Origin of the sequence: Wolbachia endosymbiont (group B) of Pilophorus perplexus, assembly GCF_964028155.1 — a bacterium.
Lineage (GTDB): Bacteria > Pseudomonadota > Alphaproteobacteria > Rickettsiales > Anaplasmataceae > Wolbachia.
The window spans coordinates 607,499-628,591 of sequence record NZ_OZ034754.1 but is presented as its reverse complement, the minus strand read 5'-3'; the positions used below and the strand labels follow the sequence as shown (position 1 = coordinate 628,591).

Annotated in this window: 20 protein-coding genes, 1 tRNA gene and 1 pseudogene; 10 read left to right on the top strand and 12 right to left on the bottom strand. The window is 35.1% G+C overall.

The features are described from left to right. Positions 1-11: 11 nt before the first annotated feature. On the top strand, positions 12-716 hold the full coding sequence (locus ABWU28_RS03295; protein WP_010405036.1) for a ComF family protein: 705 nt from the start codon (positions 12-14) through the stop codon (positions 714-716). A 115-nt stretch (positions 717-831) separates the two neighbouring features. Here ABWU28_RS03295 and ABWU28_RS03290 read toward each other — a convergent pair. Continuing rightward, positions 832-1,113 (bottom strand): annotated as a pseudogene (locus ABWU28_RS03290) (transposase); the annotation flags it as partial. A 482-nt stretch (positions 1,114-1,595) separates the two neighbouring features. Between ABWU28_RS03290 and ABWU28_RS03285 the strand changes: the two are divergent. Then, complete coding sequence (locus ABWU28_RS03285; RefSeq protein ID WP_052264780.1) at positions 1,596-2,753, top strand: ankyrin repeat domain-containing protein; 1,158 nt, start codon at positions 1,596-1,598, stop codon at positions 2,751-2,753. 317 nt (positions 2,754-3,070) lie between these two features. Further along, on the top strand, positions 3,071-4,405 hold the full coding sequence (locus ABWU28_RS03280) for an AAA family ATPase (RefSeq protein ID WP_265034239.1): 1,335 nt from the start codon (positions 3,071-3,073) through the stop codon (positions 4,403-4,405). A gap of 357 nt (positions 4,406-4,762) precedes the next feature. On the opposite strand, the gene ABWU28_RS03275 is transcribed toward ABWU28_RS03280, so the two are convergent. Next, entirely contained in the window at positions 4,763-5,719 is a 957-nt protein-coding gene (locus tag ABWU28_RS03275) for an IS5 family transposase (protein WP_213863789.1), read from the bottom strand. 281 nt (positions 5,720-6,000) lie between these two features. Here ABWU28_RS03275 and ABWU28_RS03270 point away from each other — a divergent pair, with 281 nt between their 5' ends. The 6 genes from ABWU28_RS03270 (at position 6,001) to ABWU28_RS03245 (ending at position 12,493) form a co-directional block, all read left to right on the top strand. Continuing rightward, positions 6,001-7,650, top strand: coding sequence for a glycoside hydrolase TIM-barrel-like domain-containing protein (locus ABWU28_RS03270; protein ID WP_353275628.1), 1,650 nt, complete (start codon positions 6,001-6,003; stop codon positions 7,648-7,650). Next, on the top strand, positions 7,640-8,026 hold the full coding sequence (locus tag ABWU28_RS03265; RefSeq protein WP_353274937.1) for a hypothetical protein: 387 nt from the start codon (positions 7,640-7,642) through the stop codon (positions 8,024-8,026). Before ABWU28_RS03270 ends, ABWU28_RS03265 begins: the two co-directional genes overlap by 11 nt. 26 nt (positions 8,027-8,052) lie before the next feature. Next, complete coding sequence (ltrA, locus tag ABWU28_RS03260; RefSeq protein WP_353274935.1) at positions 8,053-9,354, top strand: group II intron reverse transcriptase/maturase; 1,302 nt, start codon at positions 8,053-8,055, stop codon at positions 9,352-9,354. A 125-nt stretch (positions 9,355-9,479) separates the two neighbouring features. Further along, positions 9,480-10,625 carry a hypothetical protein gene (locus tag ABWU28_RS03255; protein WP_353275720.1) on the top strand — a complete coding sequence of 382 codons (1,146 nt, stop codon included), beginning with the start codon at positions 9,480-9,482 and terminating at the stop codon, positions 10,623-10,625. 146 nt (positions 10,626-10,771) lie between these two features. Then, positions 10,772-11,536 carry a hypothetical protein gene (locus ABWU28_RS03250; RefSeq protein WP_265025063.1) on the top strand — a complete coding sequence of 255 codons (765 nt, stop codon included), beginning with the start codon at positions 10,772-10,774 and terminating at the stop codon, positions 11,534-11,536. Between the two features lie 120 nt (positions 11,537-11,656). Then, entirely contained in the window at positions 11,657-12,493 is an 837-nt protein-coding gene (locus ABWU28_RS03245) for a hypothetical protein (RefSeq protein ID WP_149168838.1), read from the top strand. 80 nt (positions 12,494-12,573) lie between these two features. Here ABWU28_RS03245 and dnaQ read toward each other — a convergent pair whose 3' ends face one another. From dnaQ to rpsD, 7 genes are all read right to left on the bottom strand, one after another. Next, on the bottom strand, positions 12,574-13,233 hold the full coding sequence (gene dnaQ, locus ABWU28_RS03240) for a DNA polymerase III subunit epsilon (protein ID WP_372436136.1): 660 nt from the start codon (positions 13,231-13,233) through the stop codon (positions 12,574-12,576). A gap of 831 nt (positions 13,234-14,064) precedes the next feature. Then, the gene (gene lipA / locus ABWU28_RS03235; RefSeq protein WP_149168839.1) at positions 14,065-14,928 is read right to left on the bottom strand and encodes a lipoyl synthase; all 864 of its coding nucleotides are present in this window, start codon (positions 14,926-14,928) and stop codon (positions 14,065-14,067) included. Beyond that, positions 14,921-15,235: a 50S ribosomal protein L28 gene (gene rpmB, locus ABWU28_RS03230; protein WP_149168840.1), complete on the bottom strand. Its 315-nt coding sequence runs from the start codon at positions 15,233-15,235 to the stop codon at positions 14,921-14,923. Before rpmB ends, lipA begins: the two co-directional genes overlap by 8 nt. Before the next feature lie 54 nt (positions 15,236-15,289). Beyond that, positions 15,290-15,613 carry a DUF721 domain-containing protein gene (locus ABWU28_RS03225; RefSeq protein WP_006012687.1) on the bottom strand — a complete coding sequence of 108 codons (324 nt, stop codon included), beginning with the start codon at positions 15,611-15,613 and terminating at the stop codon, positions 15,290-15,292. Between the two features lie 267 nt (positions 15,614-15,880). Next, positions 15,881-16,075 (bottom strand): Fe-S cluster assembly protein IscX, encoded by a 195-nt coding sequence (iscX, locus tag ABWU28_RS03220; protein WP_026097274.1) that lies wholly within the window; start codon positions 16,073-16,075, stop codon positions 15,881-15,883. Positions 16,076-16,095: 20 nt separating this feature from the next. Beyond that, a tRNA-Leu gene (locus tag ABWU28_RS03215) sits at positions 16,096-16,182 on the bottom strand. A 10-nt stretch (positions 16,183-16,192) separates the two neighbouring features. Beyond that, the gene (gene rpsD, locus ABWU28_RS03210; RefSeq protein WP_006012690.1) at positions 16,193-16,807 is read right to left on the bottom strand and encodes a 30S ribosomal protein S4; all 615 of its coding nucleotides are present in this window, start codon (positions 16,805-16,807) and stop codon (positions 16,193-16,195) included. 113 nt (positions 16,808-16,920) lie between these two features. On the opposite strand from rpsD, the gene tkt reads away from it, so the two are divergent. Then, the gene (gene tkt / locus ABWU28_RS03205) at positions 16,921-18,882 is read left to right on the top strand and encodes a transketolase (protein WP_353275625.1); all 1,962 of its coding nucleotides are present in this window, start codon (positions 16,921-16,923) and stop codon (positions 18,880-18,882) included. A gap of 162 nt (positions 18,883-19,044) precedes the next feature. Here the strand turns inward: tkt and ABWU28_RS03200 are convergent, their stop codons facing one another. The 3 genes from ABWU28_RS03200 to ABWU28_RS03190 are packed head-to-tail and all read right to left on the bottom strand — an operon-like array spanning position 19,045 to position 20,908. Continuing rightward, a complete protein-coding gene (locus ABWU28_RS03200; protein WP_353275623.1) occupies positions 19,045-19,182 on the bottom strand; it encodes a hypothetical protein in 138 nt (45 codons plus the stop codon). 11 nt (positions 19,183-19,193) lie between these two features. After that, positions 19,194-20,495: a group II intron reverse transcriptase/maturase gene (ltrA, locus tag ABWU28_RS03195; RefSeq protein WP_353274935.1), complete on the bottom strand. Its 1,302-nt coding sequence runs from the start codon at positions 20,493-20,495 to the stop codon at positions 19,194-19,196. 26 nt (positions 20,496-20,521) lie between these two features. Next, the gene (locus ABWU28_RS03190) at positions 20,522-20,908 is read right to left on the bottom strand and encodes a hypothetical protein (RefSeq protein ID WP_353274937.1); all 387 of its coding nucleotides are present in this window, start codon (positions 20,906-20,908) and stop codon (positions 20,522-20,524) included. Positions 20,909-21,093: the final 185 nt, after the last annotated feature.

Here is a 21,093-nt window from a genome sequence, read left to right as displayed (position 1 = left end):
ATATTTAATTCATGAATCTTCTCTTATTAAAAAAAGCTACAGATCTCATATTTCCAAACGTATGCGTAAGTTGTGAACGTATAATTGATAAAAGTTATGATTTATGTAGTGAATGCAATAAAAAAATCAATTTTTTAACTAAGCATTACTGTAATGTTTGTGGTGTAGTAATTCCAGATAACATTGATACATGTGGTAAATGCATCAGTAACCCTTCACCATTTAAAGTATTAAGATCAGTTTTTGCTTATGATGAACATAGCAAAAATATGATTATAAATTTTAAATTTTTTGATAATTTAAATTATGTGAAAGTCTATGCAAAGTGGATGTACAAAGCTAACAAAGACATGTTTCAAAATGCAGAGGTCATAGTTCCCATACCGCTACATAAAATACGCTTATTTAAACGTAAATATAATCAAGCAGCATTGCTCGCGAAGGAATTAAGTAAGTTATCTAATTTATCTTATACACCATTTGCAATAAAACGTATTCGTCACACCAAACCTCAAGCTGGTCTTTCACTTAAACAGCGTGAAAAAAATTTGAAAAATACTTTTAAAGTAAGTAACAGCGAAATTATCAAAAACAAAATCGTGATATTGGTTGATGATGTAGTAACAACTGGCGCAACCGCAAGGTCTTGCTCTCAGGAAATTTTAAACTCTGGTGCCAGAGAAGTGAGAGTGCTATCGCTTGCAAGAACTGTATGAAAATCAGCTTTAAGGTATAATTTTCATTTTTGAAAACTGTTTAGTGTCTTAGTACTAACTTGTGTATCATTCCTCTTAAAAAAAAGTCTAGTTATAGTGTATACGGAGTCTATAATTATAGCTCTTTTTCTAATAGTTCGAATAGCTGAATATTCTTTCTGGCTAAATTTTTTATAACAAACCAATGGTTTGATTAAAATCAGGAGAATATGGAGGCAGATATATAACTTCAGCACCGACACTTTTAACAAAGTCACTTATTTTCTATGAAAAGTTGCATTATCCAAAATCACCCAGCAAAAAGCTTGAACTAGCTATTAAAAACGTCTGTATCGCAATAGCCTTCAAAAATCATAGGCGCCATAATTTTTCCCTTATTCAAAGCTGCAATCATATTTTTGAATACTCACTGCATTCAGAAAAAAATAGGTACATGCTAGTGTAATAGCACTGGATGTAATAATTGGAACAAGTAAAAAAGCCTCTATTAGTTTTCTTATAGAGCTGGCTGGTTTAATGCTGTTATTATTCAATGATGCAAAATAATTTTCACTAAGGTTGGCCATCCATTTTGCGCCAGATAAGACCCTCTCACTATTTTTTTAGATAAGTTGACTTGTATTTGCTTTCCCATGTTTATAATTATGCTAATAATAAATATGATAAGATCAGTATAAATTTTTTACTTCCGTGTTTTTTCTATTGTTGTTTATAATGACTATAGTTACATCACATATTTCTTTCAATTAAATGGATCAGTTATTTATTGCAAATCACTGACTTTTTTAATGGATTCTTTTTCTAAATAATTTACAAAAATGTGTTTACTTTTGTTTGTAATTGTGTAGTAACTGCAACGTAAAGTTATAGGAGGTAAAGATGAATTTTGAAAATCTGAAAAAGATATTAAGTGCAATTGATAAAGATGCAAGTGTAAATAAAGATAACGTAATTAATAAAATAAAAGAGGTATTGCGAAGGGAAGATACAATAGCGTATCAAGAGTGGGAAAATAAAAATTTTAGTATAAATCATACATTCATCCAAAGTGATCCTGATGCCGAATTTACATTATTAATTGCAGCTGCAGCATCTAGCTGTAAGGATTTAGTGAATGTTTTATTAGATAGGCATGCGGATGTTCATGTAGAAGATGAAAATAGAGAGACTGCTTTGCATCATGCCGTTTATAGTAGATGTGTAGGTGTAGTAAATGCTCTACTAAAAAAAGGTGCTGATGTTAATGTAAAAGACAGAAGTGGTAGTACTCCTTTGCATTATGCTACTATATATGAACTCATAGATGTAGTAAATGCTCTACTAAAGAGAGGTGCAGGTGTTAATATAAAAGATGGAAATGGTCGTACTCCTTTACATTATGCTACTATATATAAATTCATAGATGTAGTAAATGTTCTACTAAAAACAGGTGCAGATATTAATGTAAAAGATGAAAATGGTAGTGCTCCTTTGCATTATGCTACTTTAAGTAACCATGTAGAGGTAGTAGATGCTCTGTTAGCTGAAGGCGCAAGTGTTCATGTAAAAGATAGAAATGGTAGTACTCCTTTGCATTATGCTGCTAAAAATGGCTATTTAGAGATAGTAGATGCTCTACTAGACAGAGGTGCAGATGTTTATAAAAAAGATAGTTTGCAGAAAACTCCTTTGTATTATGCCATTATAAATCACCAAGAAGATACGGTAGAGAGTATAAAAGGGTTTTTAAAAAATAAAGTAGTTCAAGGTAGTGTAGTTGTTGGTGGCTTAGTTGCCATGTTAGGGAATTTTGTAACATCGACGCTTTTTATAACCGAGACAATGGAAATTACATTAACATCTGTTACGGCAGCAATAGCTGTATCTGCATCAACAGCATTAACATCTGGTTATGTTAAATATCTAATGTCAAAATTCGATAACGAAATAAAAGAAATAAAAGAGCGACAAAACGTAATGGAAGGGAGGCAAAGCTTAACAGAAGGGTGGCAAAGTGTAGATCTACAAAGCATACGTATACATAATGCTCTTTCGTAAATTTTTACTTCCGCACTTCTTTAGTGTTGCTTATGATAACTATAGATTCATATTTTAATTAGAGGCTTTAATTACCTACTTTAAGTTATTGAATTTCTTATCATAGCATCTGTCATTCCAGTACCCTGGAATGACAGAAAAAGAACACTGAATTAAAAATACAACATACCATCTTATATCTTAATACTGCATAATACCTCGATCATAGATTGATTAAGGACACCTTGAGTTATCTCTTTAATTAGTCTTGCTTTACTATGAAAAGCTTGTACTCTTTAAATGTATTATTTATAAATTAACTGTTTATAAGCTAAAATATGTCTAATAGAGCTAATATAACTTTTTTTATAGCTGGTGCTATTGCTTCCCTTACATTAATTACATCTGGAGTTTTTGCTGTAGCTCCTTACGTTGCATTTTTATCTTCAGTTGCAGCTTTAAATATAGCTCCCCCTGTTATTTTTATTTTATTTGCGCTTTCTGCAGTAGTAATTGTGTTTTCATATAAAATGATTAAACAAAATAAAAAATCTCAAGAAAACTCGAAAGCTGAAGTCGAAGAGCCGAATAAAGGGTTAAGGAAAGAAGAAAATAAGCTAACTCCAATTAAAGAAGAATTAGAAGATGGAAAGGATAAAGAAAATAAATACGGGTTTAGTGGTCTAGAAGAAAAAGTTCATAGAATTTTAGAGAATTTTGTAACGAAAGATGAAGTGAATGGGTTAAAAAAAGAGGTTAGTGATCTTTCTGCAAGGTTAATTAATAGTCCTGCAACAAAAAATGAAGTAGAAGCAAAGCTGAATATGGAATTTTACGCAAAAGATGAAGAAAGAGGGTGGAATACAACATTTAGTGATATTATATTACCAAATGACATAAAAGAAAAGTTGAGAGGAATTTGTGAGTCAAAAAGCGGAGGATATCTCTTGTACGGTCCACCAGGAACTGGTAAGACTAGTATTAGTAAGGCAATTGCAAATCAAACTAAATCTCTGTTTGCGTTTATGTCTGTTTCTGCGTCTTGCTTGTCTAGTCAAAGGAATATAGATCAAGTTTTTGAGAAAGCAGAGACAAACAGTCCTTGTATGATTTTTATAGATGAGATTGACGGAGTTGGTAAAAAGCGAACTGTTAATGAGGATGCAGGGCCTTTAACTTATTTACTCACTAAATTGGATAAAGAGTTTTTATCCTCAAAAAATATAATGGTGATTGCTGCAACTAATCATAAGGATCATTTAGATCCTGCGTTTACTAGGGGTGGTCGTTTGGAGTGTATTGAGGTTCCTGGGCTGGATAAAGAAAGTACGCGTAGGGGAATACTAAAAGAATATCTCAAAGAATTAAGCCCTCTAAATATTGAAACTATTGTAAAGAGTACTAATGGTTTTTCACCAGCAAATCTGATTGGTTTAGCCAAGTATATACGAGAGGAGAAAAGTAAAGGCAAAAGCACTCCTATTTTCACTTTATGTGAAAGATTTAAGAAGGAACATAACATTGAAGATAAGAAGAATGAGAAACATAGTAACGGAAAAACTAAAAACAAGGATACAAGGCTATCATCTGGAAGCTTATCTAGAAGTTCATCAGTAAGCTCTTCATTGAGTGATGTATCTTCTCGAGGAAGTAAGTGGCAAATCGAGGAATAAAGAGAATTACTACACAGTCTGGTCATGCAAGTCGAATCATGTCATTCCAGTGCTTGACAATAGTTTTTATCCAGAAGGAACTTCTAAAAGGGTGTCATTCCAGTACTGAAATCCAGGAATTTTTTGAGCACGCAAGTTATGCCAAGTTTTTTGTTGGTAAGAAAGGCTGGATCCCAGTACTGGGATGACAGGAAGAGGGCTACTCGGGTGACATCGAAGGGGCTACTTGCATGACAACAAAGGGGCTTGCTTGCATAACTCAAATTCAAAGAAAAATCATTTAATGTCATTCCAGCGCGTGACGCTGGAATGGCTTTGTTGCACAGCTCTTCGGATAGTGGGTAATGTATAATAAATTCATGAAGCTATATCAAACTTAGCCATGCCTATTTCAGTAAATTTGTTAAGCAAATAACACTTGAGTAGCAGTTCCTTCTCACGATTAATCTCAGATTTATTCCTAAAACTAAATCCAAATATTTGCTTCAGTCGCGAGAAAAAACTTTCTATATAAGATCTCTTCCAATAATTTATCTCTTTTTTCCACCTCTTCATACCATCTTCATCATATGACTTTATGAGCTTGATTGTAGAATTTCTCTCATTCATATAATCCAACTTTGGATGCTCTACTGCATTATTTTGCGGAGGAATCCTTGTCTTTATGTCAAGCTCATCGCACAGTTTGTATAACTTCTTTCGATTATATGCCCTATCTGCATATATCGTGCTTATGTTATACTTGGTATCCACTCTTTCAATAAGATCACAGGCTCCATAGTGGTCGGAATAAACTCCACTACTGTATTTTGCAGCTATAACTTTTTTACTACCTATCTCTAGCATTACATGTAGCTTTCTTGTTTGCTCATAGCGGCGATACTTTCTATCTGTACCATTTGCCTTACTATGGCCTGGAATATTATTGTAGATGCTGATACCTGTACTATCTATAGCAATTTCAATATCTTCCATATCGTTCTTATCAACTCTGCAGTCGTTGATTTTGATATTAAGCTTTTTAAACCTTCTTGAAGCCTGCGAATAGCTGATAATTTGCAAAATTTTCCCTATTTGCTCAAGATATTTCTCTATAAATCCCACTGTTTGCCTAAGACCAATCCTGAATAGATAGGTTATTATGTGAATTAGAATCACTACTTTGTCGCTGTAGACATTGTTGCCACCTGCTACTTTTGGACTATTTTCGTACCAATTTTCAATGGCATCGTTGATATAATGAAAAACATTTCCCCTTTCTTGAAGAAATTTGTTATATTCATTGCAGTTACTGACTTTCATTCTTATTGGCATATTTTTCCTTTGTCGGCTAAATATCTATTTTATAACAAATTCCATCAGTAACTGCCTGTTCTTTCCTTGAGTGGTGCAACAAAGCCCGCTGGAATTCAGAAATAAAGAACAATGGATCCCAGTGTCAGCTACTCGGATGACAGGAAAAGGGCTACTCGGATTACATCCTTTTTTTCCTGGATACCAGTCGCATGACACTACTATATAGTAGGTCCCAATTTTATCCCAGTCTGGGATCTTCTTTCAAAAATTCAAAACAATCTATTAAAAAGGAGAATATTATGTCTACAATAATTTTATCATCAATTTTAAGTAAAGCGGGCAGTATTTTTGGGCCAATTGGCCAGATTGTTGGCTCAGAACTCGGTGCTCTGCTTGGTGCACAGCTTGATAATGCAATATTTGGTCTTGATGCCGACCAAAAGATAACGCATGGGGCGAGGCTGAAAAATCTGCAAGTTCAAACCTCAACTTATGGCAAAGCAATTCCAATTATCTATGGCACTGCTCGCATTGCTGGAAACATTATTTGGTCACAGCCAATAAAAGAGGAGGCGATAACCACTCAAAATAAAACAGGAAGAGGTATAAATATTACATATAACTACTATGCAACACTCGCAATTGCAATTTGCAAGGGGAAAGTAGAAAAATTAAATAGAATCTGGGCGGATATAAAATCGCTTAGTTTTGATGAAATAGATTATACTTTTTACCACGGCAGAGAAGACCAAAACCCTGATCCGTTTATGTTATCAATCGAAGGTGAGAAGAATGTACCAGCTTATAGAGGAATATCTTACATAGTCATCAAAAATTTCCCTTTGGCAGACTATAGTAATCGTGTTCCGGTGTTTACATTTGAAGTGCAAACTGCACTGAAGCTCAATGGATTCTCAGTAGCAGAAAACATTAAAAATATCAATATCATACCAGGTTCAGGGGAGTTTGTGTATGATACGAAAATACAGAAGAAAATTGCACGAGAAAAAATAAGCAGTAGTCAATATATTCCCTATGGACCGGTACAAAGAGTAAATCACAATAATCACACAAAAAAGAGCGATGCTATGCTTTCTTTGGACCAATTGAAGGAAAGTTTACCAAATGTTGAATGGGCATCGGTAGTGGTTAATTGGTTTGCAAGCAGTTTGAATATCAAAGATTGTAAAATATATCCTGCAGTTGAATTTCAAGACGATTCTGCTATAGTGCCTGATGATTGGCAAGTGGGAAATATAACCAGGGATAATGACCAGCTCATTTCAAAAGATAATCATGGCAATCCAAGATATGGTGGTACAGTTAGCGATGCAGCACTAATAAGATATATAGAAGAGCTGCATAGCAGAGGTTATAAGGTGATGCTCTATCCAATGCTCTTGCTTGACACAAAAAACAAAGAGTGGCGAGGAAAATTGAGCGGTACTCCTCAGGATATAAGTGATTTTTTTGAGAATCAGTATAGCAAATTCATAGAGCATTACACAAGCATTGCCAAACAAACTAAAGTGGAAGGGTTTATTATTGGTTCTGAGTTTGCTCAGCTTACCAGAGTAAAAGATGCGAAAGGCAATTATCCTGCAGTAGCAGAGCTAGTTAAAGTTGCAAAGCAAGTAAAATTTCAGCTTGGAAAAGAAGTAAACGTAACTTACGCTGCCGATTGGAGTGAGTATCATTCATATGATGGTTGGTATAATATGGATGAACTATGGTCTTCAGAGTTTATCGATGTTGTTGGCATAGATGCTTACTTTCCACTCACCGATGGCCCAGAACCTCCTTTTGGCTATTCCGCGAAAGATGTAACGGGTGGTTGGAGAAGTGGGGTAGGGTATGGTGCGCCAAGAAGTGCTTGGAGAACAGTTGGTGAAAATCCAACACAAACAAAGTCTAGCCAACAGTTTGGAACAGACCACTATGTTGCATGAGGTAACGAGTGTAATAGAGCTAGTGGGATGGACAATGCAGGGTACAACGAAAGTGAAGGGATTGAGTTCCGAAATACCTGAAGACATAGAGGTCGACATTTTCATGGCCATGGAAGACAGCATGAAGGATAGCGTAAAGGCAAGTTATCACTCACTCTATCGGGATCTGAGACCGTGCCATGTATTGAAATGGACTTCAAGTGAACTTGGGAGATCCTATGCATTCCTACAAAGGTACGCTGGAACAAGTCAACAAAGGCAAGAACTAGCGGAAGATGCAGGGGAAGTCGGACTGATTGATAGTACTCAGAATGTGGGAAAGCCACGTACAAGGGGAAGCGATCAGCAATATAGTAACTGGAATAGGGATTGCTAGGCCAATACAACGGAGGTTGGAATAACATGCAAAATAAACTAAACCAGATAGCAGTAAGAGCAAAGCAAGATAAGCGACTAAAATTCACATCGTTAGTCCATCTGATAAATACAGAGAATCTTGCGAGATGTTATAAAGAACTGAAGCGTAACAAGGCTTGTGGAGTAGACCAGATAACAGTGGAATCATACGGAGAAAATCTGAATGAGAAACTCGAAGTGCTAGTAGAAAGTATGAAGAGGAAGCAATATCAACCACAACCAGTAAAGAGGGTATATATACCGAAAGCTGGAAGTAAAGAGAAACGCGGACTCGGAATACCATCGACCGAGGATAAATTAGTACAGATTATGCTGAAGAAGATACTAGAAAATATTTACGAGGCAAACTTTCTGGACAGCTCATATGGATTTCGACCTGGAAGAAACTGTCATCAAGCGGTAAATGCACTAGATAAAGCAGTTATGTACAAGCCAATAAACTACATTGTAGAAGTGGATATCAAGAAGTTCTACGATAATATACAGCATAAATGGCTAATGAGATGTCTAAGGGAACGAATAACTGACCCAAATTTGCGGTGGTTAGTAAAGCGGTTTCTCAAGGCAGGGATAGTCGAAGCTGGAAATTATGAAGCAACAAAACAAGGTACACCCCAAGGTGGTATAGTAAGTCCTGTATTAGCAAATATATACTTACATTATGTGTTGGATTTATGGATAGAAAAGAAATTTAAACCAAGATCCAGAGGATATATACAACTAATAAGGTTTTGCGACGATTTTGTGGTTTGTTGCGAAAGTAAGGTAGACGCGGAAGAATTTCTGGAATTACTGAAACAAAGGCTAAATAAATTTGGGTTGGAAGTATCTGAAAACAAGACCAGAGTAGTAAAGTTTGGCAAGAGGGAGTGGCAACAAGCGATAAGAGAGAAACGAAGGACGGAAAGTTTCAATTTTCTGGGGTTTACGCACTATGGTGCAAAAAGTCGTCGTGGTAGATTAATAATGGGACATAAAACCTCAAAGTTAAATCTAGCCAGAAAACTAAAAGAAATCAAGGAGTGGTTGAAAATAGTCCGCGGAAGTATTCGACTTAAAGCTTGGTGGCAAGTACTGAAGGCTAAATTAACAGGACACTATAACTACTTTGGTATTAGCGGAAATTATTGGTGTTTGAAACAATTTTACACATCAGTAAGAAAGCTAGCATTTAAATGGATAAATCGGCGTAGTCAGAAAAAGAGTATGACCTGGGAACAGTTTGTACACTACGTAGAAGTAAATCCATTACCAAAGCCAAAAATACATTTTTCTTTATATGCATAAGAGGGACGACTGTGAAAACTAATATTGATGAGCCGTGTGCGGGAAATCTGCAAGCACGGTTCTTTAGGGGGAGTTGTAGTAATAAAACTCAAACGAGAGGAGTAAAGCTACAGCTTCTACCGAACATCGGTAATATAAAAAAATTATCAAATAAAGCACCAATAATACTAACTTGGGTGCCAAGAGTATATGGTGCGTCTCTACTGAATGGTAAGAATAGTGATCTTAGTTACTTAGATATAATCAAAAATCATAAATTAACAAATGAAGAGGAGAGGGACATATATCTGGTTATAAATGGTCCTGGATTTGAAGAAAATCAAATAGATGATTTAAAGCGTGAACTGAAAGGAATGGAAGGAGTGCATGTTGTAGATTTACACCAATACGACTGGAGCGAAATAGATACAGGATGGAAGGTAGATGGTGAAGACATTAGCATAAAGGATTTCTTTAAGAATATGTATAATATGTCAGAGGAGCAAAGGATGTATTTTGCTGTTGAAATAGATACCTTTAGATTGATTGCTCTTGCTCTTTCAGAAAAAATGACAGGAGAGAAAGGTGCAATATATATAGACTTTGATTCTTTAAAAGCCATTGACACTCATATAGGAAAAGACATAACGATTTCTAAGGGAATTTTGTTAGGGCAAGTTACTGTACATGTTAATCAAGAGAGCGGCAAAATTATTAAAACGGATTTAAATAATGACTTGATTGCAGTAAGTTGTCCAAGTATAGCGATTAATATTTTAGCTCAATATAAAAGAGAAATACTGAGTCAAGAAAAAATGTGCTATGAGTTGGCAGAACGTTTATCTCGGTTTATGCAAAGAGAAGAATCACAATTTTTTACCGCATGTAAAAGATTGGAAGAAGAACAGCTGTGGGATTATGAGACGAAGAGATTAGTGAGAGTTATTAAATACGGATTAAAGAAGATAGAGTGTACAATAGGTGATCTCAAAAATGGTGAGATAAGAAAATTATATGAGCCACGGGTGTTAAGGTATATGCAACATCCTGAAGTAAGTATGAATTTGGGTCAATTTTATACTGTAGAAGTAATTCGTAGTGAATTAATTGGTCAAGACGAAAGTAAACTGAAGCTGTTTTGCTTCGAAGAGGACAATGGCAATTACGTTTATATAATAGATAGTGATCTATCTTGGGCGAGAAGAGAAAACTTATACCATAAGCAGGTAAAAAGTGAGTTAGAAAAAGTACAAGTAGATCAGATGGAATTGGAAGATCTATCGTTAAAGTAATCAAGTGCAAACCCGCAAGAAACTCAAGTTACAGTTCATAGTCTATATTAGTTAAAAATTAATGATTTATATCTATTATAGTATATATGTCAAAAAAAGTGATTAATGAGCTGAAAGATAAGGCGAGGTAGAGGAGATATGCTGATTTGAAGTCTACAGAAAGTTCTGATTATAGAACATATAAGGATTTAGATATGGACTTCAATAGTGAATATGAATTTGTTTGTGACCTTGTTATTAATGGGAAGGCAATAACTAATGATCTCATTAAAAATTTATATTTAAAACATGAAAATCTCATTACAGAAGATAAGGACAAAAAAGGGAGTTATCGTCTGTTTCTTAAGCAAATCTTCACGGAAATATTTGTACACGCCGGTACAGCAGTTCCAAATGACTCTATTATGGAAGAATTGATAACTTATTATAACAGGTCTGGGTACAAGCAATTCTTTTCTTCTCAAAGTCAAGCACTTCGTTCTTTTGGATTGTGCATGTATTCATTCCACTATTTAATTCCTTCTTACAGAGAAAGGACCTATATAAGTTGTGAAGATCCAAATTATCTGAAGTTCAGTTTTAGCGTAAATGATGGTATATATAACGGTAATAAAATTTTAGTATGTGATTTACAAAACTCAGTGGAGTTTAAACTAAAATGTGAAGGTGAAAATGTGATATATGAAGAAGGTAAGGTTTCTCTCACTATTCCTAAGGAGCTGAAAAATTACAAAGCAAATGATAAGAATTTGTTTGACGTTATTATTGAGTATTTTCAGAAATTTTGCGAAAAATTTGGATTTCACTTTTTTGAGGAAAATTTTGAGTATAATCTGGATAAGCCACTTGGAGTATTAAGTGATATAAATACAACCAAAGACAAGAATCTAAACTTGAAGAATTTAAAATAAGATATTGAAATCTCCGCTTTTTTTAATAAGGTGAGTATAATAAAAAGTAAATCAAGTTTTACAGAAAACCTTTACTTATGATGAAAAGTACGTAATACGTATATAATATAAGATTGTGATATGTCAAAAAAAATAGTTAACGCATTGAAATCTGAAGTAAAAAAGCTCAAGTATTCTGATTTAAAATCTATACCAATGAAATCAGGTGGTTGGAGTAGCATAAACTCTGGTTACAACACATATATTGACCTTGATAGATCACACAACCTTACTATCAACAAACAAAAAATAACCAATGAGCTTATCGAGGAGCTATATTCAAAACATAAAGATCTCATTTTAGGGAATGAAAAAGGGAAAAGAAACTATTGTTTGTTTCTTAAAGTAGTCTTTATGGAAATGTTTATACGTGTTGGTGCAACAGTTCCAAATGACTCTATTATAGAAGAATTGATAACTAGTTATCATCAAGAAGGATATAATCATTTTTTGTTTCTGCATTTATTAAAGGCTCTTTTTCCACTTGGCTTGCTTGTGTTAGATTCTGATATAATAATAACTTATAGTATGGATTGCCATAGTTCCAATTGTCTAAAACTCAGTTTTAGCATGGAATGTATAAGGGTACTTAGCAGTGATCTTGCTAGTGATATCAAAACACCAGGTTTTTACAGTTCAGTAGAATTTAAACTGAACTGTAAGGGTAGAAATGTAACATATGAAGATGGTAAAGTGTCTCTTATTATTCCGAAAGAGCTGAAAAATTATAAAGCAAGTGGTAGAAGTTTGTGTGACATTACTATTGAGTATTTTCAAGAATTTTTTGGAAATTTGGGATTTAAATTTGAGACAAAAGTGGAACATAGTCTAGGTGAACCACTTAAAGTGTTAAAAGATGTAAATACATACCATGATAAGAACTTAAACTTGAACCAACAGTTAAGTAATTCAAGATAAGATATTGAGATTCGCATTTTTAAAGCTAGAAAACACATTCATTGAGAGAATAATTTCGCTACTGAAAGCAAAAGGCGTTTTTATAATCTTCTATCTACTACTCCCTCATGAACAGATACGTTAATCTCATCTAACTGCTCACTAACTTCTTCATTACTTGGCAAGTGTCCTCTAAGAGATAAGTTACGTACTGCATGCTGACATCGATCCAAAGGAGTTTGTAATCGCTCAACATATACTTTTGCTAGCAACTCAGCGTCAATTAGCGCTCCATGTAACTCCCTACTCTCTAGTGATATACCAAAACGCTCACACAATGCACTTAAAGAAGCCGGTGGTCCAAATTTCTTTCTTGCAAGCGGTAATGTATCTAACACTCTGTCTGAAGAGATTAATTTGGCATTCAGTTTACCAAGTTCCATGTTCAAAAATTTAATGTCAAATCCAGCATTGTGAATTACCAAAGTATCGCTAGATATAAAATTAAGAAATTCAGATGCAATCTCTGAAAATAATGGCTTATCCTTTAGAAATTCTTCGCTGATACCGTGAACTTTAAATGCACCTTTGTCTATGCTCCTTTCTGGGTTGATGTATCGATGGAATACTTTGCCTGTTGGAATATGATTAATTAGTTCTACACACCCTATTTCGATAATTCGATGGCTATTGACATCAAGACCTGTAGTTTCAGTGTCAAGTACTATTTCACGCAGCCCATCTTGTTTGGAAAGTTCTATACTTAACCTACTACTAGGATCTGACTGACTATTGGCAGCTTGTATCGTTTTTTTTCTTTTAGCTACTAATTTTTTTGTAGCACCTTCACCATCTTTTACTCTAGAGTGTCCAGGCGCTTCGGTTATTGAGCTTTTTTTTATACTATCAAGGATAACTTCTTTATCATTTAAGAATTTTTTACCGTTACCTTCTACATAAAGTGAGGTGAGATTTTTGAGTGCTATATCTCCTCCATAGTGGTGGCGCCACACTCCAACAATGTTGTTGTTTTCTACATTTAATAAAGTAAGATTTGGGAGACGTTTGCTGCCAATCAAAAATGCAAAACCTCTGTCTCCAATATTGTTATTACTTATTTCAAGTAAAGTAAGGTTTTTTAGATTGCCTTGACCTATATATCCTGCACTTTCAAAACCGAGTTTATTGTTCCTTAGAGTGAGCGAAGTAAGATGTGTAAGTTTACTTAACTCTTTTACATCTTTACTATCAATCTCTACATTTATTAAATTAAGCTCGTTAATGCCTTTTTTACTCTGTAGAAAGTTTGCTAGCTCTCTTATATCAATTTTAGCACTTACATCTGATATTGTTAAAGCTTTATCATGTACATATCCACTAAAACCCACCTTACCCTCTGTTAATATACTATGTAAATATTTTAACTGGCATCTCAGTAGCTGTCAATTGCTTATATAAGATCTTAAACAGCTGGTTTAGGTGCTGTAAAATTCATACTTTTTGTGATCAGCTAAGTAAAAAGTCAAGCCTAGGGCAACTCACTAAGCTTTTCTGATTTATTGTCCCAAATTTGGGACAATAAAATCGAGATGTCAATTACAGGACTTGAGCCTGTTAAAATCTTCTTCAGCGTGATATGATGAACGGGTTAATGGACTTGATGCAACTACCAAGAAGCCTTTAGAATAAGCAATATATTTATAATGCTCAAACTCTTCTGGAGTAACATATCTATCAATTTTTGCATGCTTTGGAGTTGGTTGCAAATATTGACCAATTGTAATGAAGTCAACTTCGGCGCTACGTAAATCATCCATAACCTGAAAGATTTCTTCTTTTGTTTCTCCAAGACCAACCATAAGCCCTGACTTCGTGAAAAGTTTAGAATTAATCTGTTTCACCATCTTTAGCAAATATAGTGAATGAAAATAACGAGCTCTTGGTCTTATTTTTGCATACAGCCTTGGCACTGTTTCGATGTTGTGGTTATAAACATCAGGTGATGCAATAGCTATTGCTTCAAACGCTCCTTTCTTATTTAAAAAATCAGGAGTGAGGATCTCTATTGTTGTTTCCGAAGTTATCTTTCTAATTTCTTCTATACACCTTATAAACTGATTTGCACCACCATCTGGTAAATCGTCACGGTCAACAGAGGTAATGACAACGTGCTTTAAATTTAACTTTTTTATTGCTTTTGCTAAATTTTCTGGTTCATGAGGATCGAGCTTATCAGGAATGCCAGTTGCAACGTTGCAAAACGCACAAGCACGAGTACAAACAGAACCGAGAATCATCACAGTAGCATGACGTTTATTCCAACATTCACCAATATTTGGACACGCAGCTTCTTCGCATACTGTATGTAAGTTATGTAGCTTAACAGTATTTAAGGTTTCATTGAATACTTTACCAGCTGGAGCTTTTGCTCTGAGCCATGTAGGCTTACTATGCATTTGAAACAGCTAGCTCTACCTCTTGTTTTGCTAAAACTTTCTTTAATCTTCTTTTTATCTTTTGCGCTTCTTTGCTTAGTTTAATTGTTTTTGTATTGAGCAAGAAAGCATCAAGATCACCTTTATAGTCTATAGTTCTTAAAGTTCTTGTTGCTATACGAAAGCTAAACTTTTTTTCTAATATATTACTCGTCAATGTAACTTTATGTAAATTTAAGAGAAAGGTACGCTTTGTTTTACGATTTGAATGCGATACCTTATTACCAAAAGACTTTTTTCTATTTGTTAATTCACAAATTCTACTCACTTCAATATACCAATTTATCCTATTCAACCAGGTTAACCTGATATAGTTAAATAGTCAACTCCCTTGCTTGATTTTTATACCGTATACTGCTTTATAGCCAAAAAACACTGTAATTTTTTCTATTACAAGAGAAACCATATGCTGCATTTCTAATGCTTTACTGCCATTTGTTACTAACAGATGCAGAACACCAGAATTTACGTTTTGTGCGTATGAGATCTTTTGTGGTTTTGTACATTCTGCTAATTCCTCTCCAACTATACTTTTCCAGTTTAAAATAAGACGTATTTCATTTTTGCTGATCTTATTTTTCATGCATTTTAATGCATAGTTTTCTATTATAGATTTTAATTTCTTTGGCCCGCTATATTTAAACATCTTTCCAGTGCTTAAAATTAAATTATATTACAACTTTCTTATACAAAAAACTAACTTATTGTTTTCATGATCCTCGGCCTCACACATAAAAAGCAGTATTTGTATATCTAGCATTTGCCAGAATTTTGTGTTTCCTACCTTGTAATCATTTTTAATTTTAATTTGTTAAATTATTATGAAGCTAATTAAAATTCGGGTAAAGTATAGTATTTCCAAGAAAATTATCTTTTTACTGTATGCAGTAATTTTCTTATAGCTATCTGTTTTTTAAGATCTTTCTGCAATCCAAGCTGCTTGAATGGCCTCTAATATTTTTTCATTACAATACTTTTCATCATCATCAAACTCCTTCAAACCCAAGATCTTTTTCTTAAGTTCAGTGAATCTAATACTAATTATATCCTTATTGGGAAACTTCTCTTCTAGAGCTTCTGCAATATCTTCTATATCAAGCCATTTCATACTTTTTTGATAAATTAAACTGGTGCCCATGGGGAGACTTGAACTCCCAAGGTCGCAAAACCCACGGATTTTAAGTCCGCTGCGTCTACCGATTCCGCCACACGGGCCTTATGTTGTTTATCTAGAGTAAAATTCTACTACTAAATTGACTTCCATGTCTGCTGAATAGGGGACTTCGGAATATTGAGGCGCTCTCAAATACTTCACTGAAAGTGCTTTGCTATCTGCCTCTAAATAATCTGGAGCCTTACGTTCTTGTTTTTGTTCAGCCTCTATTAATATAGGAATTTTTGCTGCTCTTTCCCTTATTTTTACTATATCACCAGGCTTCACTCTATAACTTGATATGTTAACCACCTTATCATTAACTGTAACATGTTTATGAGATATAAGCTGTTTTGCCGAGTAAATTGTTGGCACAAAACCAGAGTGATATAAAACAGAGCTTAACCTTGATTCTAAGGCACCAATAAAATTATCAGCCGTATAACCCTTTCTTTTGTAGGCATCTAAAAATGTACGTCTAAGCTGCTTACTTGAAATTGCATAGTAGAACTTAAATTTTTTATGTGCAGCAAACTGCTTACCAAAATCAGATAACTTCTTAAATCCAAGAATACCATGCTGACCTGGAGGGTATTTTCTTTTATTGACCGAATCTTTTGCTCTACCCCATAAGTTTACACCAAGCCTGCGACTGATTCTATACTTTCTATTGATAACAGTTGTCATACAAAAATTCTCACAATCTAACTATAAATTATTAATGATTTTAACATTAAGTGTCAACTTGTTTTTGCCACTATGATATAGTATACTTCACTTTTAAGTTTTCCTATTAATACATGAATCATCTACTACTAAAATCCATGGCAAATGCTGTCCGCTTTTTATCAATTGATGCAGTACAAAAAGCAAATTCTGGACATCCAGGTATGCCACTTGGCATGGCAGATGTTGCCACTGTATTATTTGCTAAATACCTAAACCATAACCCTGATGATTCTCAATGGATCAGTAGAGATCGTTTCGTCCTATCAAATGGTCACGGTTCAATGTTGCAATACTCTATATTATATCTGACAGGCTACATTAGTATAGATGAACTAAAAAACTTCAGGCAACTTACATCAAAAACTCCAGGTCACCCAGAATTTGGCTTAACTTCTGGTATAGAAGCAACAACAGGCCCGCTTGGTCAAGGATTTGCCACTGCTGTTGGCATGGCACTTGCTGAATCGATTCTTGAAAAGCAGTTTGAAATCAGTCACTACACTTATGTAATGCTAGGAGATGGCTGTCTTATGGAAGGTATAAGCCATGAAGCAGCGTCCCTTGCTGGGCATCTTAAATTAAATAAGCTGATAGCACTTTTTGACGACAATGACATCTCTATAGACGGCTCTACTAGCCTCTCTTGTTCTGATGATGTAGAAAAGCGTTTTTCAGCGTATGGATGGAATGTTGACAAAATCGATGGGCATGATTTTGATTCCATATCCCTTGCAATAGAACAGGCACAAAAGTCTGATAAACCTACACTAATCTGTTGCAAAACTATTATCGGAAAATTTTCGAGCCGTGCTGGCACATCTTCTGCTCATAGTGGTACCTTTACAGAGGAAGATGTAAAACAGATGAGAGAAAAATTAAATTGGGACTATGAACCATTTCATGTACCAGAAGATGTGAGAAACGCTTGGATAGAAACAGTTAAGAGGGCAAAGCAAAACTATACATCCTTGATCAATGAAGAACTACAAAGAAGACTTGAGAAACGTTTGCCAGACAATATCGAAAATGACTTAGCTAACCTGAAGAAACAAATATGTGAGCTAATGCCAAAAGAAGCGACTAGGTCTTCTTTCGGCAGAGTAATGGAACTATTGACTAAGTCTATGCCAGAACTAATTGGTGGCTCTGCTGATCTTACCGGTTCAAATTGTACTAAATATAAGCACATGCAGGCAATAGATAGTAATAATTATAGTGGCTCTTATGTACACTATGGAGTGAGAGAGCACGCTATGGCAGCTTGTATGAATGGTATAGCTCTTCATGGTGGGATTATTCCTTATGGTGGAACTTTTTTAGTATTTTCCGACTACTGCCGCCCTGCTATACGTCTTTCAGCCTTGATGAAACAGCAGGTTATATATGTAATGACTCATGACTCAATTGGAGTAGGAGAAGATGGTCCAACTCATCAGCCAATAGAGCATTTAGCCTCTTTGCGAGTTATACCAAATCTATATGTTTTTAGGCCAGCTGATGCAATTGAAACTTTAGAGTGCATTAGCATTGCACTTGAAAAAAAAGAGTCACCTGCACTATTTGCGCTTTCAAGGCAAAATATTAATTACATGCACTCTTATACTGACCAATTGGCCAACCTATCAAAATTTGGTGCATATATACTATGCGAATATTCAGGGAAGCTAGAAGTGACGATATTTGCTACCGGATCTGAAGTTGAAATTGCAGTTGAGGCAAGAGAAAAATTACAGGAAAAAGGTGTAGGTACAAGGGTCATTTCTATGCCGTGTTGGAGGCTTTTTGACGAGCAAAGTGATGAATATAAAGGGGTAGTATTAAATAATGACAGCATCAAAGTTGCAATTGAAGCTGGAAGTGAAATGGGTTGGCATAAATATATAGGTTCAAACGGTATATTTATTGGTATGAAAAGTTTCGGAGAATCAGCACCTTATAAAACACTTTACAAGCACTTTAATATCAACGCCGATCATGTAGTAAAATGTGTTTGTGAAAACGCTTATCATTCCACTGCGCATAAAATTACTTAATGCACTCAGCAAGTGCCGTTATTATGATATATATAACAATGTTACAAAAATAATATCATAGAATTCAAGAATTACTACGTGCTAAAAAAAGCAAAATGCTGTTTATAAGAATAAATGGCAAACACTCAACCAATTTCTATTTGTAAATCAAAAGGTAATTTTTTAAAAATATCTTAAATTTTTGATGTTCGGTAGAAGCTGTAGCTTTACTCCTCTCGTTTGAGTTTTATTACTACAACTCCCCCTAAAGAACCGTGCTTGCAGATTTCCCGCACACGGCTCATCAATATTAGTTTTCACAGTCGTCCCTCTTATGCATATAAAGAAAAATGTATTTTTGGCTTTGGTAATGGATTTACTTCTACGTAGTGTACAAACTGTTCCCAGGTCATACTCTTTTTCTGACTACGCCGATTTATCCATTTAAATGCTAGCTTTCTTACTGATGTGTAAAATTGTTTCAAACACCAATAATTTCCGCTAATACCAAAGTAGTTATAGTGTCCTGTTAATTTAGCCTTCAGTACTTGCCACCAAGCTTTAAGTCGAATACTTCCGCGGACTATTTTCAACCACTCCTTGATTTCTTTTAGTTTTCTGGCTAGATTTAACTTTGAGGTTTTATGTCCCATTATTAATCTACCACGACGACTTTTTGCACCATAGTGCGTAAACCCCAGAAAATTGAAACTTTCCGTCCTTCGTTTCTCTCTTATCGCTTGTTGCCACTCCCTCTTGCCAAACTTTACTACTCTGGTCTTGTTTTCAGATACTTCCAACCCAAATTTATTTAGCCTTTGTTTCAGTAATTCCAGAAATTCTTCCGCGTCTACCTTACTTTCGCAACAAACCACAAAATCGTCGCAAAACCTTATTAGTTGTATATATCCTCTGGATCTTGGTTTAAATTTCTTTTCTATCCATAAATCCAACACATAATGTAAGTATATATTTGCTAATACAGGACTTACTATACCACCTTGGGGTGTACCTTGTTTTGTTGCTTCATAATTTCCAGCTTCGACTATCCCTGCCTTGAGAAACCGCTTTACTAACCACCGCAAATTTGGGTCAGTTATTCGTTCCCTTAGACATCTCATTAGCCATTTATGCTGTATATTATCGTAGAACTTCTTGATATCCACTTCTACAATGTAGTTTATTGGCTTGTACATAACTGCTTTATCTAGTGCATTTACCGCTTGATGACAGTTTCTTCCAGGTCGAAATCCATATGAGCTGTCCAGAAAGTTTGCCTCGTAAATATTTTCTAGTATCTTCTTCAGCATAATCTGTACTAATTTATCCTCGGTCGATGGTATTCCGAGTCCGCGTTTCTCTTTACTTCCAGCTTTCGGTATATATACCCTCTTTACTGGTTGTGGTTGATATTGCTTCCTCTTCATACTTTCTACTAGCACTTCGAGTTTCTCATTCAGATTTTCTCCGTATGATTCCACTGTTATCTGGTCTACTCCACAAGCCTTGTTACGCTTCAGTTCTTTATAACATCTCGCAAGATTCTCTGTATTTATCAGATGGACTAACGATGTGAATTTTAGTCGCTTATCTTGCTTTGCTCTTACTGCTATCTGGTTTAGTTTATTTTGCATGTTATTCCAACCTCCGTTGTATTGGCCTAGCAATCCCTATTCCAGTTACTATATTGCTGATCGCTTCCCCTTGTACGTGGCTTTCCCACATTCTGAGTACTATCAATCAGTCCGACTTCCCCTGCATCTTCCGCTAGTTCTTGCCTTTGTTGACTTGTTCCAGCGTACCTTTGTAGGAATGCATAGGATCTCCCAAGTTCACTTGAAGTCCATTTCAATACATGGCACGGTCTCAGATCCCGATAGAGTGAGTGATAACTTGCCTTTACGCTATCCTTCATGCTGTCTTCCATGGCCATGAAAATGTCGACCTCTATGTCTTCAGGTATTTCGGAACTCAATCCCTTCACTTTCGTTGTACCCTGCATTGTCCATCCCACTAGCTCTATTACACTCGTTACCTCATGCAACATAGTGGTCTGTTCCAAACTGTTGGCTAGACTTTGTTTGTGTTGGATTTTCACCAACTGTTCTCCAAGCACTTCTTGGCGCACCTTGGCGCACCATGGCAGTTACTGACTCTCATTTTTTGTGACATATTTTTCTTTCGTAGGTTAAATGCTTGTCTTATAGTGAATTTTGTCAGTAACTGCTAGCT

Excerpts from the sequence above, each read along its gene's own strand:
- ABWU28_RS03190 (WP_353274937.1), bottom strand. The coding sequence starts at position 20,908 with ATGTTGCATGAGGTAACGAGTGTAATAGAGCTAGTGGGATGGACAATG.
- rpsD (WP_006012690.1), bottom strand. The coding sequence starts at position 16,807 with ATGACAACTGTTATCAATAGAAAGTATAGAATCAGTCGCAGGCTTGGT.
- ABWU28_RS03285 (WP_052264780.1), top strand. The coding sequence starts at position 1,596 with ATGAATTTTGAAAATCTGAAAAAGATATTAAGTGCAATTGATAAAGAT.
- lipA (WP_149168839.1), bottom strand. The coding sequence starts at position 14,928 with ATGCATAGTAAGCCTACATGGCTCAGAGCAAAAGCTCCAGCTGGTAAA.
- ltrA (WP_353274935.1), top strand. The coding sequence starts at position 8,053 with ATGCAAAATAAACTAAACCAGATAGCAGTAAGAGCAAAGCAAGATAAG.
- ABWU28_RS03270 (WP_353275628.1), top strand. The coding sequence starts at position 6,001 with ATGTCTACAATAATTTTATCATCAATTTTAAGTAAAGCGGGCAGTATT.
- ABWU28_RS03265 (WP_353274937.1), top strand. The coding sequence starts at position 7,640 with ATGTTGCATGAGGTAACGAGTGTAATAGAGCTAGTGGGATGGACAATG.
- ABWU28_RS03245 (WP_149168838.1), top strand. The coding sequence starts at position 11,657 with ATGTCAAAAAAAATAGTTAACGCATTGAAATCTGAAGTAAAAAAGCTC.
- ltrA (WP_353274935.1), bottom strand. The coding sequence starts at position 20,495 with ATGCAAAATAAACTAAACCAGATAGCAGTAAGAGCAAAGCAAGATAAG.
- ABWU28_RS03275 (WP_213863789.1), bottom strand. The coding sequence starts at position 5,719 with ATGCCAATAAGAATGAAAGTCAGTAACTGCAATGAATATAACAAATTT.
- ABWU28_RS03280 (WP_265034239.1), top strand. The coding sequence starts at position 3,071 with ATGTCTAATAGAGCTAATATAACTTTTTTTATAGCTGGTGCTATTGCT.
- iscX (WP_026097274.1), bottom strand. The coding sequence starts at position 16,075 with ATGAAATGGCTTGATATAGAAGATATTGCAGAAGCTCTAGAAGAGAAG.
- ABWU28_RS03295 (WP_010405036.1), top strand. The coding sequence starts at position 12 with ATGAATCTTCTCTTATTAAAAAAAGCTACAGATCTCATATTTCCAAAC.
- tkt (WP_353275625.1), top strand. The coding sequence starts at position 16,921 with ATGAATCATCTACTACTAAAATCCATGGCAAATGCTGTCCGCTTTTTA.
- ABWU28_RS03225 (WP_006012687.1), bottom strand. The coding sequence starts at position 15,613 with ATGTTTAAATATAGCGGGCCAAAGAAATTAAAATCTATAATAGAAAAC.